General features: G+C 31.4%; 13 protein-coding genes. 5 read left to right on the plus strand and 8 right to left on the minus strand.

Annotated features, from left to right (window positions below; translation table 11 throughout):
- Positions 1–149 precede the first annotated feature (149 nt).
- From CLOPA_RS17365 to CLOPA_RS17375, 3 genes are all read left to right on the plus strand, one after another.
- Complete coding sequence (locus CLOPA_RS17365; protein ID WP_015616738.1) at positions 150–464, plus strand: pyrimidine/purine nucleoside phosphorylase; 315 nt, start codon at positions 150–152, stop codon at positions 462–464.
- Positions 465–878: 414 nt separating this feature from the next.
- Complete coding sequence (locus tag CLOPA_RS17370) at positions 879–1457, plus strand: TIGR00730 family Rossman fold protein (protein WP_015616739.1); 579 nt, start codon at positions 879–881, stop codon at positions 1455–1457.
- A 379-nt stretch (positions 1458–1836) separates the two neighbouring features.
- Positions 1837–2607, plus strand: coding sequence for an alpha/beta hydrolase (locus CLOPA_RS17375; protein WP_015616740.1), 771 nt, complete (start codon positions 1837–1839; stop codon positions 2605–2607).
- Between the two features lie 134 nt (positions 2608–2741).
- Here the strand turns inward: CLOPA_RS17375 and CLOPA_RS17380 are convergent, their stop codons facing one another.
- The 5 genes from CLOPA_RS17380 to CLOPA_RS17400 all read right to left on the minus strand — a co-directional run bounded on the left by CLOPA_RS17380 (position 2742) and on the right by CLOPA_RS17400 (position 10655).
- Positions 2742–2978 (minus strand): Uma2 family endonuclease, encoded by a 237-nt coding sequence (locus CLOPA_RS17380; RefSeq protein ID WP_242834218.1) that lies wholly within the window; start codon positions 2976–2978, stop codon positions 2742–2744.
- A gap of 194 nt (positions 2979–3172) precedes the next feature.
- The gene (locus CLOPA_RS17385) at positions 3173–6667 is read right to left on the minus strand and encodes an SbcC/MukB-like Walker B domain-containing protein (protein WP_015616741.1); all 3495 of its coding nucleotides are present in this window, start codon (positions 6665–6667) and stop codon (positions 3173–3175) included.
- A complete protein-coding gene (locus CLOPA_RS17390; RefSeq protein WP_015616742.1) occupies positions 6654–7877 on the minus strand; it encodes an exonuclease SbcCD subunit D in 1224 nt (407 codons plus the stop codon). The genes CLOPA_RS17385 and CLOPA_RS17390 overlap by 14 nt, the downstream gene beginning before the upstream one ends.
- A 383-nt stretch (positions 7878–8260) precedes the next feature.
- Complete coding sequence (locus tag CLOPA_RS17395; protein ID WP_015616743.1) at positions 8261–8857, minus strand: 50S ribosomal protein L25; 597 nt, start codon at positions 8855–8857, stop codon at positions 8261–8263.
- Between the two features lie 289 nt (positions 8858–9146).
- Positions 9147–10655, minus strand: a complete 1509-nt coding sequence (locus tag CLOPA_RS17400; RefSeq protein ID WP_015616744.1) for an FGGY-family carbohydrate kinase — start codon at positions 10653–10655, stop codon at positions 9147–9149.
- Between the two features lie 179 nt (positions 10656–10834).
- Between CLOPA_RS17400 and CLOPA_RS17405 the strand changes: the two genes are divergently transcribed.
- Entirely contained in the window at positions 10835–11545 is a 711-nt protein-coding gene (locus CLOPA_RS17405) for a YjgB family protein (protein WP_015616745.1), read from the plus strand.
- A 151-nt stretch (positions 11546–11696) separates the two neighbouring features.
- Here CLOPA_RS17405 and CLOPA_RS17410 read toward each other — a convergent pair whose 3' ends face one another.
- The 3 genes from CLOPA_RS17410 to CLOPA_RS17420 all read right to left on the minus strand — a co-directional run bounded on the left by CLOPA_RS17410 (position 11697) and on the right by CLOPA_RS17420 (position 16291).
- Positions 11697–13565, minus strand: a complete 1869-nt coding sequence (locus tag CLOPA_RS17410) for a beta-glucoside-specific PTS transporter subunit IIABC (protein WP_015616746.1) — start codon at positions 13563–13565, stop codon at positions 11697–11699.
- A 384-nt stretch (positions 13566–13949) separates the two neighbouring features.
- A complete protein-coding gene (locus CLOPA_RS17415; protein WP_015616747.1) occupies positions 13950–15275 on the minus strand; it encodes a 6-phospho-alpha-glucosidase in 1326 nt (441 codons plus the stop codon).
- Positions 15276–15535: 260 nt separating this feature from the next.
- Positions 15536–16291 carry a MurR/RpiR family transcriptional regulator gene (locus tag CLOPA_RS17420; protein ID WP_015616748.1) on the minus strand — a complete coding sequence of 252 codons (756 nt, stop codon included), beginning with the start codon at positions 16289–16291 and terminating at the stop codon, positions 15536–15538.
- Between the two features lie 460 nt (positions 16292–16751).
- Between CLOPA_RS17420 and CLOPA_RS17425 the strand changes: the two genes are divergently transcribed.
- On the plus strand, positions 16752–17648 hold the full coding sequence (locus CLOPA_RS17425; protein ID WP_015616749.1) for a hypothetical protein: 897 nt from the start codon (positions 16752–16754) through the stop codon (positions 17646–17648).
- The last annotated feature ends 86 nt before the right edge of the window (positions 17649–17734 follow it).

Raw genomic sequence — 17734 nt, forward strand, 5'->3', positions numbered from 1 at the left:
AATTTCTACCTTCAGACTATGATTTGTTTCTCTGAATTTTAGAAATAACTATCTAAATAAGTAACACTGTCATTAAAATCTTATAGGATAGTAAAGTACTTAATACCTAAATAAAATTTGCATTTTTATGAAAATCAGGAGGAGAACTAATGGAAAACTTTCAAAATGTATCAATTGTAAAAAAGGCTAATATCTATTTTGATGGAAATGTAACAAGCAGGACCATAATCTTCGCTGACGGCGAAAAGAAAACTTTGGGAATCATGATGCCTGGAGAATATGAATTTGGAACTGGTGCCAAAGAACTAATGGAGATTACAGCAGGCAATCTTGATGTACTTCTGCCTAATAATACCCAATGGATAACTTTCACGGCAGGACAATCCTTTGAAGTACCAGCTAATTCAAGCTTTAAATTAGTAGTAAGAGAAGTTACTGATTACTGCTGTTCTTATGGAGAATAATACATATAAGTGACATACTCCCACCTCTAAGCCTAGAGGTGGGTGATTCTTGGGATGTACCAACTAACGTCAGTATAATTATCAAGCTAACCCCGTTTGCCCAACGGTTTTTCATTTATCCGATGACTACCATCTCTAATACTCCCATCACACTCTGTTAAAGTTATTCGCATGTAATTTATCATTTATACTTCCGCAGAATTAAGCTTAGACGTGTCCGCCACAGCCAAAAGATCTTTCTATTAAGTTAATCTATCTAAATCTGCTCCTTAAGTTCTTTCCATAAATAATAAATTTACTTATACAATCATAATAATTATAATAAGTTTATAAGGGATTAATGATAACTAAATATAATACTATGTTCATTATTTTAAAAATTTATATGTAAAATATTAACTCAGGAGGTATTTTATGAAAAGAATATGCGTCTATTGCGGCTCAAGCCTTGGTGCACGTCCAGAATATAAAGAAAGTTCTAAATTACTTGGGAAAATCTTAGCAAAAAACAGAATTGAATTAGTGTATGGTGGTTCAAAAATAGGACTTATGGGAGAAGTATCAAATGAGGTTTTAAAAAATAATGGCAAAGCTATCGGTGTTATGCCTAGAGGACTTTTCACAGTAGAAACAGCTAGCGAAAATTTAACTAAGCTTATTCAGGTTGAAACTATGCATGAAAGAAAACAGACTATGGCTGATCTTTCTGACGGCTTTATCGCTCTTCCAGGTGGCCTTGGCACTTTTGAAGAATTATTTGAAATGCTCAGCTGGGCCAGAATCGGTATTCATCAAAAACCTATCGGTCTATTAAATATATGTCATTTTTTTGATCCCCTTGTAAATATGCTGCAAAATACCTGCACTGAAGGCTTTATGAAGGAATCAAATATGAGTCTATTCTCCATTTCAGAGAACCCCTCAGAGTTAATTAAAAAAATGAACATGTACATTCCCCCTATAATGGAAGCCAGATGGCGTAAATTAGGCTAATTATATTAAGGCGTATTCAAATAAATAACCAGTCAGTATGCTAGTCTATTTATTTTCATATGCCTAATCTGAGAAATATAAAATAACATTTATCCGATAACTAGTCTCTGTAACACTTCACCTTCTACGATGTGGAGATAACAGCGACACGTTCCTGGATAATTCATCTAAACTTAGTGGGGATACAAACTCCCACTAAGTAAGATTCATTGATATCTCAATCAAAAATCCCTATGAAATTAAATCTATATTGATTCATAGGGATTTTTATATTTAATTTTACATAACTTTACAAATCTTAACCAATAAAAATAGGTTAATATAATAAATAAATAGTATAATATAATAATACTATAAAACACATATGGAGGTATTTTTAGTGCAAAAGTCAGTAGAAATTAAAAATAAAGAGTTAACTCTAAGGGGAATGCTACATACTCCAGAAAAAGTTGAAGGTAAAATCCCTATAGTTTGTATGCTTCACGGTTTTACCGGTAATAAGCTTGGCCCTCATTTTATGTTTGTAAGATTATCAAGACTTCTGGCAGATAAAGGTATTGCTTCCCTTAGATTTGACTTCATAGGTAGCGGTGAAAGTGATGGAAATTTTGTTGATATGACACTCTCTAATGAACTGGATGATGCTAAATTAATTCTAGGTTACGCTAAATCCCTTGATTTCGTTGATACAAATAGAATAGGCATTTTAGGCTTTAGTATGGGAGGTGCAATAGCAAGTATGCTTGCGGGAGATTGCAAAGATGATATTAATACCCTCTGCCTATGGGCTCCTGCTGGAAATATGGCGCAAATAGTTGTAGGTGAGAAAACTGAAGCAGAAGTTGAAGGAATGCGAAAAATAGGCTACTACGATTTGGATGGATATCTAGTAGGCATAAATTTTGTAGATGATGTACTTAGCTTAGATGTATTTGGTAAATCTATTCCTTATGACAAAAATGTATTATTAATACATGGTACTGAAGATAAATCTGTTCCTTTTAAAATTTCAGAAAAATATTTAGAAATTTATGAGACCCGTGGAGTACTCCACAGTATAAATGAAGCTAATCATAATTTTACCAGCAAACCCTTTGAAAATGAAGTGCTTGATTACACAATAGGATTTTTGGAAGGTGAACTTAAGTAATTTTATACATTAATCTTTTAGCTGTAAAGTAATAATTTAAGTACAATAAATAAAAAATTTCATAAAACTATAGCACTAAGGTCACTATTGCCTTGATACTATAGTTTTATTATAATTAAAAAATTATGTGATTATTATATTTCTTTTAAATCTATAACTAGATTATCAAAAATCCCTACTTTGATTTTATCATTAATATTATATACCTGTACTTCTGAATATTGTTTGATTTCATCTAATTTGTAAACAAAAATATTATTATTTTTGTTATTTACTATCCAATATTCCTTTATCCCATACTTCTCGTATAAATTTAATTTTTTTACATAATCCAGTGAGGCCGTAGATGGAGAAACCACTTCAATAACCATATCGCACCAGTCTCCTATCCCTATTTCCAAATTATTTATCTAACAAAACCCATACCTTATTACCATTTTATCATAATAATTCCCAAAACTATCCTTTTTGTTTTAAAGAATTTTACGTAATGCTTGAAAATATATTTACCGTTTATTACCCTAGTGAAAAATAAATAAAAATTTTTGCTTTTCATAATATAACACTAACTTCTCTCTATCCTAACCTTACTACCACCCATTCCAGCTTCTGCAGCTGTTACTATAAGTTTTACCGGTACTCTATTCTTTATTGATTCAACATGACTTATTATGCCTATGGATAATTTATCATTATGAATTTTCTCTAGGGAATCCATTACTACTTCCAGCAAATTATCATCAAGAGTTCCAAAGCCTTCATCTAAGAAAAATAATTCTAAAGGAGCTGTGCCCTTTAATTGTATTTGAGCAGATAATGCCAATGCTAAAGCTAAAGATGTAACAAAGGTTTCTCCACCTGATAAAGTGGATACATCCCTTTGTGCACCTCCATTTTTATAATCTCTAATGAGGAATTTACCATTTTCATCAACTTCTAAGCCGTAGTTTCCCCCTGTAATCTCCTTTAGGCGCTTACAAGCTTCAATAGATACATATTTTAGCTGATTTGCCGCCACAAATTCCACAAACTTTTTCCCCTTGAATAGTTTATCCAGGTCATCTAAAAGACCTAATTTATAGTCTAATTTCTCTTTATTTTTTAAAAGCTTCTTTTTCTCTTCTAATCTTTCACCTATGGCTTTAACTTCTGTTTCTAATTTTATTTTATTTTCCTCTAAATCTTTTAATATTTGGGCTTTCTCGTTCTTCACATTTTGTATTTCAATCCATTGTTCTTCCGTTAGACTTCTATTATTCATTTTCTCTTTAAGACTTTCTATGGTACCAGTAAGTTTAGCAAGGGAGTCCTTATACTTTTCTATTTCCAGCTTTAATTTATTAATTTCTTCTTTAATTATAAAGTTATTTTTAGCTTCATCTATATTCTCAATACCTTCTTCAAGCAAGGCACTTTCAAGCTCTGCCCCGTCATTTATACTTCTTTCTTTTAAGCTTGATAACTTACTTTGAGTAGAAATTATATCACTATTACATTGATTGTACTGTATTTCTATTTCATTTTTAGCCTTTTCTGCTCTTTCATATCCTTCTTTTATCTCTTTTATATACTGAGCTATTTCTTCCATAAGCGAATGTAAATCTTCTACAGCTCCAACTTTATTTTTTATAGATTTTTCTTTTTCTTCTATATTTTTATCTTTTTCAATAAGAGTAGTTTTCTTACCTCTTAAGTCCTCTCTTAAAATTCCTAAAGCCTTACTGAAGGCCTCTTTTTGCAATAATTTATCCTTTAAACTGTCCCTTAAAACTTTTATCTCCTTTTCTAAAGCAGCCTTTTCCTTTTCTTTTCGAAAAATCTCCTGGCTCTTATTCTCAAAATCTTCAATGGCTAATTCAAGTTTTAATGCTGATAATTTTTCATTTGTCTTTTGTAATTCTCCATCTATTAGCTTTAAATCCTCTTGTAGTTTTCCTGATTGCCCTCTATTTTCAATTAATCTTGTATTTTCTTTACCATATTCAATACTTAGGGTACTTTTTTCCTCACTTAAAGCTTTAATTTTCTTATCTAAATCAGTCTTTTTAGTATTAAATATATTTATGTTATCTTTTAATCTATCAAATTCATTTTCAAGTATATCCACAGAAGCCGCCTTGAAATCCTCACCTAATTCACTAATTTTAAGTTCCCTTTCCTTTATATTTCTCTCTTCACCTTTAATAGTAGTTTCCAGCTTTATGGTCCCTTCAGTTAACAGCTTATATTTCTCTTCTCCACTACTTAAATCTATTTTTAACTGTCCTAAATTACTTGAATCCAAAATTTTAATTCCAGCTTTATGATGATCCTTTGAACCGCATACAGGACATGGCTCACCTTCTAGTAATGATTCTCTTAATATATGTGCCAAATTTTCAGTTTCAAGCTTCTTTATACTATTATTTATTTCGTTAATTTCTTTTTCTAAAAATACTTTTTCTTCCTTTTTACTATTTAACTCTTCTTTAAATTTTTCAATAGTTTCTTTACTTTTACTTATATAAGCACTATATTCCCTAAACTTATTCCACTTATCTCTTAAAGAGGATAGCTTTTCCTGAAGAATTAATAGCGTATTCTGATCCCCGGGGCAAGCTTCTACTAGCTGCTTTAATTCTTCATTATAACTAATCAATATCTTTTCTCTATGTTCAAGTTCTTTTAATAACTTTTCACTTTTATTTTGAGCTTTCTCAGCATTTGCCAATGTAGTTTTTATATTCACAGATAAATTATTTTTTTGTTTTACTAAATTCCTATAACTATTTAAAATTACTATGCCTTCATTAACCTTTTCCTTATATTCTTCAGAAATTTTTAAAGTTTCTACCCTATCCTCTTTAATAGTAATATTAGTATTACCCTCATTAATGTCTACTTCATTTTTTTCTATCCTGTCATTTGTATTTCGCAGATTTTCCTCTGTATTGATAATTTTCTTTTCCAATAAATTTTTTTCCTGTTTTATGGCATCTAATATGTTCTTTTCCTCTATTGCATCTGCAACTTTCTGCTCTTTTACATTCAATAAAGGCAGTTCCTTATCTTTTTTATTTTTAGCTGTTTCTAATAAAGACTCCAGCTTTGCTTTATTCTCCTTTATAGCTTCCACTTTATTTTTTAAATTCACCAGTTCGCTGTCTACAGCCTTTATTTGAACTAAAGCATTTTCATAATTATCAATATAAGGCTTAACCTTTAAAGCACTTTCTCCTAAGGCAACCTTTCTTTGGCTTTCATCTATTTCCCCTGCCTTTTCTTTAAGTTTATTTTCTCTATGTAATTGCTCTTTTAATTCATTTTGAATATCCCATAATTCTTTGCCTTTATTAAGAGCCTCTTCAGAACTTTTTAATTCTATTTCACATTTATCACATTGTTCTTTTTTTACTGATAAATCCTTTGTCTTTTCTTCCAGAATTTTATCACTAATATCTTCATATCCCTTTAGCTCACCTTCAAGGATGCTTGCTTTCTCCTTTTCTTCCTTAGTGTTATTGTTCAACTTAATCGATAGATTATCTCCGTATTTTTGAAGGTTAAATAATCTTTCCAACATGTTTCTTCTATCTTTTCCCTCTAATTTTAGAAATTCACTAAACTTTCCCTGAGGCAAAACTACAGTCCTTGTAAAATCCTCTAGTTTTAGTCCAATTATCTCTTCGCATTTTCCGGTTACAGTCTTAGCGCCTTCTTCCAAAATTATTTCATTTTCCTCAGTTATATCTATTATTTTAGCTGACTTACTCCTTATACTTCCTGTTTTATGATCTCGCTTAAATTCCCTATCTACTCTATATCTTTTTATTTCTTTTGATGAGATCTGAAACTGAAAACTTACATTCAAAGTATCACAATTTGTATTCATGTAGTTTGAACTTTTTCTTGCCACTTCTCCATATAATGCCAAAGTAATACCATCCAGTATTGTAGATTTACCACTTCCAGTAGGACCAAATATACCAAATAGTCCTTTATCAGTTAATTTTTCAAAGTTCACATCCTGACTATCTATAAAACTATTTAAACCTTTTATTTTAAGTTTAATTGGTCTCATCTTCTTCTCCTCCTTCCTTTATAATAGATAACAATAAATCTATAACCTCTGGTTGTGGCTCAACTTTCCTTTCCTTTAAATAAAATTCTTTAAAAATATCTTCAAAGGATTTTTCTGAAAAACTGTTTACATCTATATCCACGCTAATTTCTCCTACTATCTTAGGTACAATTTCCAGAATATCTTTTTTTGCATTTTTCATTAGCTTTATTTCATCTTCCCTTATGTATCTATCCGTTGTTATTTCTAAGTAAACCCAACAATCTTTTTCTCTATTTTCCTCACATTTATCAATTGCCTCTTCAATGCCTTCACATTTCCAAATTTCTATAGGCTTATACACTTTAAATTCCACTTCTTCAATATTGCAGTCTTCACCTGCTTTTACATCTACAATAAAGCATTTCTTTTTAAAATTAATTTCCTTCTTATTGTAATGTATTGGTGATCCTGCATATCTTGCCCTTTTGTCTGTACCTGGTACTATCTGTGGTTTGTGAACATGCCCCAACGCAATGTACTGGGCCTTCTTAGGAAAACAGCTTCCATCTACAATAAAACTTCCTCCAAGCTGGATGCTTCTCTCCGATCCTGACTCTTCACTTCCCATGGCAAATAAATGTGACACTGCTATATTTACAGTATCTTCTCTGTAGTTCTTACTCAGAGTTTCAAATAAAGTTTTTATCCTATCACTATAAGATTTTAATCTTTCTTCTTCCTCATCCATTGCACCATATAAAACTTCATTCAGCCTTTTTTCACTTGGATATGGCACTGTAAGGATTACAGCTTTTTCGCCCTTTATTTCAACCTCAATAAAACCTTCTCCGGAATTAATAACACTATTATTACCATATTCACCAGGGGCAACTACTGATTTTGGGGTACCCACCATTATAATTCCATGATCTCTAGCTAAAGGCCCTGCTGCCACTAATCTGTCTGGATTATCGTGGTTACCCGCTATAACTAAAGTTATTCGCTCTCCATTAGCGGACAACTTCTTTAATGTATTATAAAACATTCTTTCAGCTCTGGCTGGTGGATTGGGACTATCATAAACATCACCAGCAATAATTATTAAATCAACCTTATTATTTTCAACTATTTTTACAAAGTCATCAAGAAAAGCCTCCTGCTCATCCATACGACTATAACCTTCTAAATTTTTACCTAAATGCCAATCAGATGTATGTAAAATTCTCATTTGTTTTCTCCCCAAACAAAATAATATTTACACAGCTACTATTTTGTTTTTATTCTCTTTATTTCACTGTATTTCTTAGATTAAATCCTTTAATCCTATTTTACCATCTTCATAGTCCTTATCAATAGCATGTAATGTTTTTTCTATAATGGATTTTAGCTCATCATATAAGACATGAATATTATATACCATCCTTTTTTATTGGCTTATAACTATATTATTAACAATAAAATGGAAATACAAACATACGTTCTAAAATTAATATTTATTTGGTTATTAACATAATTTCATCTCACAAAAAACACGCAAAGTGTTTTTACTTTGCGTGTTTAAAATATTTCATATTATCTTATCTATATTGATATCATTTTAGATAACTTTAATTATTCAGCAGCTTTTACCTCTTCAGTATCAGCTTCATCTTCAATTTCTTTTTCAATTACTAAGTTTGTTACAGATGCATATACTTCATCAATTTTATCATGTGTTTTTATATCTTCATTTAAATTTAAGTCTTTAAAAGTAATTGTATCCCCTGCATTTTTTTGAGACACGTCCACATGTATTACTTCTGGCATTAAATCTATTTTTCCTAAAACCTCTGCTTCTTGTTTATTAACATTAAGTTGTAGTTGATTTGCCCTTAATCCTTCCTCGCCTTTAAATACAATAGGAATTTGCAACTTTACATTTTGATCCTTGGACACAAATTGTAAGTCTACATGTACAATTTTATTTGTAACTGGTTGTCTCTGAATTTCCTTAATAAATCCTGATTTCTTTTCATCTCCAAATTGAATTCCTAGTTTTGCGTTCATCCCATGCTTTGAAAGAATTTTTTTTAGTGACACCTCTTGGATTTTTATAGATTGAGCTTTTTCAGATTTGCCACCATAAATTACACCAGGAACAAAGCCCTCTTCTCTAAATTTTTTTGTCTTTTTTGTCCTCTGTTCTACATCTAAAACTATTTGTTCCACAATAAATCACTCCTCTTAGCTTTTATAAGCCAATTTTAATGTTTGAATCGCTAGCATCCGTAAGAGTTTTATTAAAAATTCAACTTCTTTACTCGTGCGGTAACGTTAGTGATTTAAATATCTAATTCTATTATAACACTGTTGTCCAATTATAGTTTTATAGCTTACTGATTTGAGAATCAATTTATTACCATTCATCATTAAAATCTGGATATTGCTCTACATATATTGGTAGTAGTAAGTTATTTTTAGTTGTACAATTAAACTAAAGTGTAAAATAATTATAAGCTTATCTAATTGTTTTTAAAATATCCTTTTGAATCTTATATTGGTTCTTATAGAATTTAGTATTATCTAAATTAGGTATATACTTATTAGTAACTTTCAAACTACTACTTAATGCTATTTTTAAATTTTCAATATTACCTACTGCATAAGACCCTATAATACAGTTTGTTAGTACTGCACCCTCTGACACCTGAGGTGTCATAACTTTACTACCTATTATATCTGCCTTAATTTGATTCCATAAATCATCTTTACTTCCACCTTCAGTTACTGTAATGGCATTAATATCAATGCCTGCATTTCTATAAATATCAGTAATATCCAAATACTCATAGGCAATTGACTCCAAAATAGATCTCCACAAAACGTATTGATCCGTGTCTAAGGTCATATTTATAAAGCTACCTTTGAGATTTGAATACTCTCCATATGTATCAGTTAAATAGGGTAAGAAAAATACACCATTACATCCTGGAGAAACTTTTTTCGCTTCTTTACTTAATTTTTCATAATATACATCATCATCTGACTTCTGACAAATATTATCTTTAAACCAGCGCAAAGACAATCCTCCAGTTCTTACAAATCCCCAGTAAAAATATGTATCTTGTAAAGTTCCAGAATTGAAAATGAGACCACTTCCTCTTCTACTTAACTTAGGTATAATTCCATTTGTAGAAACACAAAACATGGCACAAGTACCTGCAACATCCACTGCCTTATTTGCTTCAATTATTCCGTTTCCAAGCATAGATTGCATAGTGTCACCAGCACCAGCACAAATGGGAATCCCTTCCTCAAAACCTGTTTCTTCAGTAGCTTCTTTTGATAAGCTTCCAATAATATCCCAAGGTTTTACAATTTTAGGCAAGTAACTTTTATCTATTCCCAAAATCTCAAGTTGTTCATCTGACCACTTCTTGTCATAAACATGATATCCAAGTCCCCAACCAGACATAGTCCCCCAATCAATAAAAGCATCTTCACTGCTTAACCCTGCAAGTCTAGACAAAATATAGGGAGCATTATGTACAAACTTTTTTCCTCTTACTTTAAAATCTTCATCATTGGCTAAAATCCATCTTGCGTGCATTGCTGGAAACATACAGCTGGAATCAGCATTACCTGTTTCTCTTTGCCATATTGATAAATTTAAATTGTTAATAACTTCAACATCATGCTGAGTTCTAGAATCTAAATAATTAATGTATGGTGTAATAGCCTTTCCACTCTCATCTATCCCCACAATTCCACATATGATGCCATCACCCATAATAGATTTAACTGAGCTTACTGGTATTTTTTTATCCTTTAGCTGAATGGCACATTCCTTCATACCCCTTTTAGTAAGATATAAATATTCCTCAGCATCCATTTCTACCCAACCAATATGAGGATATTTTAAGGTAGTTTTGTTCACTGACTTAGCTACACAATTCATATCTTCATCGTATATTGCAACTTTAACACTTTGGGTTCCAGCATCAAATCCAAGAAAATATTGCTGCATTTTTTATCACCACTTTGTATTTTTTATTTGTTATATTTATAGTATATGAAAAAATTGATTTTATCAAAAGAATCCAAATTTTTAATAGAATAATTTGAAAAACTTACATAAAAAAAGTAATATATACTCATATTACTTTTTACAGAAGTAAAATTACTATAGTAGGAGGATATCTTATAATGTTTTTGTTCAATAAAAAATCAATTGTCAGTATGATTATAATTTTAGCCTTAATTCTTATGGTTGGATGTTCAAATAGCAACAAAGATTTAAGTAATAACTCACTTGAAAATAAAACTTCTAATAATATTTCAAATAATAATGCTACGAATACTAATACTACCTCAAACACTACTAACAATTCAGTTTCAAATAATACTGGGAAAAGTTCAGAAAATATTTTACCAGAAAATCAAAAATGGTATACACTCCTTGACAACATTATAGCATTATCTAAACAAGGAAAAGTTTTTAATAGTGATTTCCCAGCTAAAGATACAAATATAGATAGCGTAGAATCAAAATGGGGTAAAGCTGATAATTCAGAGTGGGTAGCATCAGCTAAAGGCCTGTATTCTACCTACTCTAAACACAATATAGTTTTTGGCTCAAATAAAGGTGGTCAAATCTTTGAAGTTAGATCCCTTGATAAACAGCTTGGTAATATATATCTTTCTATGGTTAAAGATAAGCTTGGTACTCCTCAGCATGATGTAAAAGTAAATGGAGAAGAAATTATAGGCTATAAAATGGGAAATGACTTTAAAATTTTATTTGTATTTCCTGAGCCTACAAATCAACACGCAAATCCTATAATGTCACACTATTCTGTGCTATATCCAGCAGGCACTGTTAATAATATGGCCGGTGATCCAGGAAGGGAATGGTAATATATTATAGCGATTTGGTATAAGTAAAAACACGCAGAGCTATTGTATTCTGCGTGTCTTTTTTATCTTTACTTCTAAATGTAATAAAATTTTTGCTTTTGAGACGGCCCCTTCTTTTAACTTATTTATAGTTGAAACCTATGGTAACTTCCTAATTTGCAATTTGCATTATAGAATCTTCAATATTCTTATCTCCTAGAGACTTTGTAATAATTCTGTTTTCATGATTAACTATAATAACTGAAGTTATTGGGTTAATACCCTTATTCTTAAGGAATTGCAAATCTACTTTTACAAGTTCTTTTCCTATGTTTACTTCATCACCTTCTTTAACCAATACCTGAAAGCCTTCCCCTTTTAAATTAACTGTTTCCAGACCAATATGAATTATTATTTCTAAGTCATCATCACTTTTTAAAGCTACCGCATGTTTTGTTTCAAAAACTTGAAGTACACGACCCTTTACAGGAGAACATATAATATCAGATTCTGGCAGTATGGCGACCCCCTCACCCATCATCTTTTCAGCAAATACAGGGTCAGGAACTTCAGAAATATCAACAATTTTTCCTTTTACAGGAGAGTGTATTATAACATCACCATTAACGTAGGGAACTTTTATATTTTGAATCTCCGACACATTATCTACTTTTTCAACTTCTGACACTTTATCTTCTCTATATCCAAAGATCCAAGTAAATACAAAGGTACAAACAAAGGAAATAATAACAGTTAGAATTGCGTATATAAAATTCATTGGATTAGCACCTATATAAAGCGGTAGAGTTTCTACACTCGCACCACCTGGCGCGTATCTTACCAAATGTGTAATTCCAGCAAAGAATCCTCCTATGCCTCCACCAGCCATAACACAGGCTAATATCTTTTTATTGGTTAAGGTTACACCAAACATTGCAGGTTCTGTTATTCCCATTAATGCTGTAAGTCCTACAGAACTTGCCAATTGTCTTTTCTCAATATTTTTAGTTTTAATGGCAACACATAGTGAAGCTGCAGCTTGTGCAGTATTGGAAGCCAATGCTCCTGGACCGGACAATGTTTCATAGCCCTGCTTAGCTATCTGCTGTAGGAAAATTGGCATCAAACTCCAGTGCATACCTGTCATGACTAATAACGGATAAACAAAACCAATTAATGTAGGTACAATCCAAGTGCCTATTCCATCTAAGAAAATAAATACATTTGTAAGACCATTACCTATAATTGATCCTATAGGTCCAAGTACTATTAGTGTAACTGGAGCAACAATAGCTAAAATAAGAAGAGGCTTCACGAATACCTTTACGATTTTTGGTGTTACTCTTTCTGCAAACCTTTCCACATAAGACAAAAACCATACAGCTAAAATAGATGGAATAATTGAAGATGAATAATTAGCCATTACTACTGGAATATTAAAAAAGTGTACAGGTTTTGCAGCCGTTCTCAATGCAATTAAGTTTGGATGCAATAGTATAGCCGCCACAGTCATGGATAAAATGGTGCTGCAGTTAAATTTCTTTGATGCAGCATAGGCAACCAGTATAGGCATAAAATAGAAAGTAGCATCTGCAATCGTATTCATCAATACGTAAGTTTGATCAGTTTTAGATACCAAATTAAATAGTACGAAAAGGGATAAAACTGCTTTAAAAAGTCCCCCAGCAATAAAAGCTGGTATAACTGGAGTAACTGAACCACAGATTACATCTAGAACAGTATTTATAACTCCACCTTTATCCCCCTTTTGACCTACTCCTTTATCTCCTTGAACAATACTGCCCAGTTTTTCAATTTCCTCTCTTACATGGGCAACTTCAGTACCAATAATAACCTGAAACTGGCCACCCTTATTTACAACACCGGCTACCCCTTTTATTTTCTTTAATTTATCTTCATTAACAAGTGAATAATCCTTTAAATCAAATCTAAGCCTTGTGGAACAATTTCTTACCTGGCTGATATTACTGATTCCTCCAATTTGTTCAACAACATCCTTTGCCAATTGCTTAAAATCCATGTTTTCACTCTCCTCATATAGTAGTGTAGTGACAACTTTTAATGCTATAAATTTTAATAAATCCAATTTTCTTTATTTCATTTAACTTTAATAAATCAGAGTATACTGCTAATACACCTATCTAGCTAATATAAGATAGATGCACCAGCAAAATTGCAGCCTATATAATTTATTTTCTATTACAGAATCATATTCATAATTTTTTATCTTATCAAATTTTCTGTAAAATTCTCATACCCTATTAGATAGGAGTTGAATAACTCATTAATATAAACGGTTCCATACCATTTATTTGTAATAATTAGATTTGTAAAACTATTATTTAAATTCTACCTTGCCAACCCTTACCAAATATCATCTATTAATTTGCGATTTGTACAATCATTAATTAAGCTCTGGCCAGTAACCTTTATTTGCTTCAATAAGGTCATCCAAAAGTTCTTTTGCAACACTTGCACTAGGCACTGTTTTTGATAGAGTAAGTGCCTGCCATAATTTCTGATAGCTGCCTTCAATCCATGCTTCCACTGCTAATTTTTCAACGGCAACCTGCTGCTCCATCAATCCCTTTTCAAATATTGGAATATCTCCTATGGTTAATGGTTCTGGTCCATCGCTGCCAACTATACAAGGTACTTCTACCATAGCTGTAGGGTCAAAGTTTGAAATAGCTCCCATGTTTTCCACAATGCAGAGCATTCTTTCATGGGTATTATAGGCAATGGCTCTGGCTAGATCCACAATAAATGTGGCATGACTGTCAATGTGAAATTCTCCGCCTTTTGATGTTCCAGCTTCTACTATTGCCCTTGCTGCACCAAATACATCTTTTTCACGTCCATCCATAACCTCATTAGCCCTTGAATATTCTGGATTAGAATGCTCTACAACGTAGTCTGGAAATAAATAATATTTTAAATAAGTGTTAGGTAAAAATCTAGGATCAACTGCTAGAATATCTCTTGCCTTTAAATGTGTTGCCTGCCAGCTGACATCTGTATGCTGGGTTTCTACTTCCTTTTTAGTGATGTAACCATGTTTAGATACAAATTCTTTTAACTGAGGCATCAAATCGTTACCCTTGGTATCCTTTACACTGCTCCACCAACCAAAGTGATTTAACCCAAAATAACGAACTTCTAAATCTTTTGGCTCAAGTCCCACAATACTTGACATACGTCTTAGTGTACCTACAGGCATATCACAAATATTTAGTACTTTAGATTTTGGCTTTAAAACACGGCAGGCTTCTGCTACAATGGATGCGGGATTCGAGTAGTTTAACATCCAGCAATTTGGAGAATATTTTTCCATAAGATTAATAAGCTCCATCATACCTCCAATACTTCTCATACCATAGGCAATTCCTCCAGGTCCACAGGTTTCCTGTCCTACTACATTATATTTCAAAGGAATTTTTTCATCCTTTTCACGCATTTCATATTTTCCTACACGAATGTGTGCCATACAAAAGTCCACATCAGTAAAAGCTTCTTCAGCATCAGTGGTATAAGAAAACTCTATATCAGGAGCGTTCTCCTTTAACACAATTTCAAGAGCCTCACCAATGATCCCCTGACGTTCTCCATCATTATCATACAATTTTAGTTTGCGAAGTGGAAATCTATCTATATTATCTAATAACATCATAACGATTCCAGGTGTAAATGTACTTCCTCCCCCTGCGATTACAACAGAATGCTTTTTCATATTCATTTCCCCCATCCATTTCTACTTTTTTACTTACAAAAACTACTTGTTATTTTCAGCCTTGCAATTCCATAGTTTATGTCTGTCAATTAATATTTTCTTATAATAAAGCTCACGTGAGATTTCATGATTAAATTATAACTCCCTACTTTGGAACTGTATATACGTTTACAAGCCAAAGAAACCTGTTACCCTCAGTAGATAACAGGTTTCTTTTTTCATAATTTTTATATTTTTAAACATAAATTAAATATTATGCTTTATTTACCTTCTAATCTTCTATAAGCTTTATAAATAAGAAATTCAAATAATAAAAGTACATTTGGGAAAAATATATTAGGCATAACATTTCTGTCATCCAATTTGTTGCTATCCTGTATTTTAAAACTCACATCTGCCAGCCTGCTAATTGTATTGTCTGTTTCTCCTGTAAAGGATATCACCTTAATTTTATTTTCTTTTGCTGTCTTTACCTTTGATGCTACTTGTCCGGTTTCTCCAGATTTAGAGATAACAAACATGGTCCCAATAGAATCCAAATTATTTTCAAATATACTGGCAGAATCCGTTCCACTTGCAAGTATACAACGTTTTCCAAGTACCAATAGTTTTTTATTAATATATTCTGCTGCAATGGAAGAAAACCCTGTAGCATATATAAATTTAAACTTTTCATTTTTTTCATCTAAGCAGTCTAAAAAATCGTTAATTTGCTTTTCAGATATATATTTTAACAATAAATCTAATTGTTCCTTAGTCAAAAAATCATTAGAATCTTCAGAATGTGTTCCATTTCTTTTTACCAAAGGCAGCAAATGATAATGCATGTCTACAAATCCTGTATACCCAAGCTTTTTAGACAGCCTCATAATAGTAGATGTAGAAGTATAATTTGCTTTAGCAACTCCTCTCACACCCATTTTCATTACATTATCAATATTTAAAACAATATATTTCAATACATTTTTTTCCAATTCTGTCAACTCTGTATTTTGTATTAATTTATCAAATTCCATATTAAATCACCATATTCATTCTTTTTCTAATTTTGAAGATTTGTAGCAGGAGATGACTGGAGTCCATCTCCTATCAGGACTGCCACTGTGGTGATGGCTTTCCCGAACTTACTACAAGGAAAGAAACTTCTTGATACAATTTTTACTTTTATATGGCATAGTTAGGGTCTTTGCCCAAATTACAAATTAAAGTTTATATTGTATAACATCTTTATGTAATGTAAAATTAATATGTAGAATAAATTAATATACTTGCATATTAATTCATTTTACGGGCTGACTAGAAAAACTAGAGGCCATTGAAAGTGAGAAAGTATTCATCATTTTCAATGACCTTTTTTTGTCTTTTTAGTTTTATTAAAAGATCACTAATTTTTCAATATAAAACTATAAGAAGATTATACATAACAATTTTAAATAATGAAATATATAAATTTCAAAAACTAGAAAGGTAGAAATTATGAATAAAGAATTATATTACTTTATAAAAAATTTATTTGATGAAGATGGGTATAATACCATATTAAAAAATTATGGCGTTAAACAAATTTTTAGTAGTAATCCATTAATTGGTGTAGCTAATGGAAATGACCCTATATTTGAAAAGTTTAAAGAAGTAGTAAGTGCTGATCATTTAACTCCTAAAGAAATATGGAAAGATAATAATTTACCTTACCTTAACAATTTAGATAATTCTATTCGTGTACTTTCCATTGTGTTTCCATATACTTCATTTATAAGAGATAAATATTCCAATGGCTCTGATTTACCACCAGAAATTTACTCACTATCCAGACATATTGCTAGCTATTTTATACCTGATGTATTATCTAAATTAGTTGAATACATTAAATCCAAAGGATTTTATGCAGTAGCAGGTATTAAAAGTCCATCCTTTAAGGAGAATGTAAGTAGCGCAGACAAGCTATATGCTACTTGGTCTGAACGCCATGCTGCTTTTGCAGCAGGACTTGGTAAATTTGGTCTTCATGCAGCTCTCATAACTGAAGCTGGCTGCAATGTAAGACTTGGCTCTATAATTACAAATGCACCTCTTGAAATAACACCTAGAAGTGATGATGAGCCTTATGGAAATTGTTTATTCTACAAAAATAATACCTGTAGAAAATGTGTTGTCCATTGTCCTATAAATGCTGTATCAGAATATGGACATAATAAAATTATTTGTTTTAAACAGCGTAATAGAGTGAGGGATGAAATGAGAGCACGTCTAGGTGGAATTATTGATGACTCTATCAAACATTTATGCTCAAAAGATAATTTAAGAGCAGGTTGTGCTCTATGCCAATTTGATGTACCTTGTATGGACAAGAATCCAACTAAATACATTAAATAATTATCAAAATTTATACTAAAATGGACTGCATAAAATTGATGCAGTCCATTTTAAAATTAATTTTTAATTTTCTATAAAAGCCTCAT

The organism is Clostridium pasteurianum BC1, from assembly GCF_000389635.1.
Taxonomy (GTDB): Bacteria; Bacillota; Clostridia; order Clostridiales; family Clostridiaceae; genus Clostridium_I; species Clostridium_I pasteurianum_A.

Bases quoted from the DNA above. Each gene is read 5' to 3' on its own strand.
- CLOPA_RS17410 (WP_015616746.1), bottom strand. From the start codon at position 13,565: ATGGATTTTAAGCAATTGGCAAAGGATGTTGTTGAACAAATTGGAGGA.
- CLOPA_RS17425 (WP_015616749.1), top strand. From the start codon at position 16,752: ATGAATAAAGAATTATATTACTTTATAAAAAATTTATTTGATGAAGAT.
- CLOPA_RS17400 (WP_015616744.1), bottom strand. From the start codon at position 10,655: ATGCAGCAATATTTTCTTGGATTTGATGCTGGAACCCAAAGTGTTAAA.
- CLOPA_RS17385 (WP_015616741.1), bottom strand. From the start codon at position 6,667: ATGAGACCAATTAAACTTAAAATAAAAGGTTTAAATAGTTTTATAGAT.
- CLOPA_RS17365 (WP_015616738.1), top strand. From the start codon at position 150: ATGGAAAACTTTCAAAATGTATCAATTGTAAAAAAGGCTAATATCTAT.
- CLOPA_RS17420 (WP_015616748.1), bottom strand. From the start codon at position 16,291: ATGGAATTTGATAAATTAATACAAAATACAGAGTTGACAGAATTGGAA.
- CLOPA_RS17370 (WP_015616739.1), top strand. From the start codon at position 879: ATGAAAAGAATATGCGTCTATTGCGGCTCAAGCCTTGGTGCACGTCCA.
- CLOPA_RS17390 (WP_015616742.1), bottom strand. From the start codon at position 7,877: ATGAGAATTTTACATACATCTGATTGGCATTTAGGTAAAAATTTAGAA.
- CLOPA_RS17405 (WP_015616745.1), top strand. From the start codon at position 10,835: ATGTTTTTGTTCAATAAAAAATCAATTGTCAGTATGATTATAATTTTA.
- CLOPA_RS17415 (WP_015616747.1), bottom strand. From the start codon at position 15,275: ATGAAAAAGCATTCTGTTGTAATCGCAGGGGGAGGAAGTACATTTACA.
- CLOPA_RS17380 (WP_242834218.1), bottom strand. From the start codon at position 2,978: ATGGTTATTGAAGTGGTTTCTCCATCTACGGCCTCACTGGATTATGTA.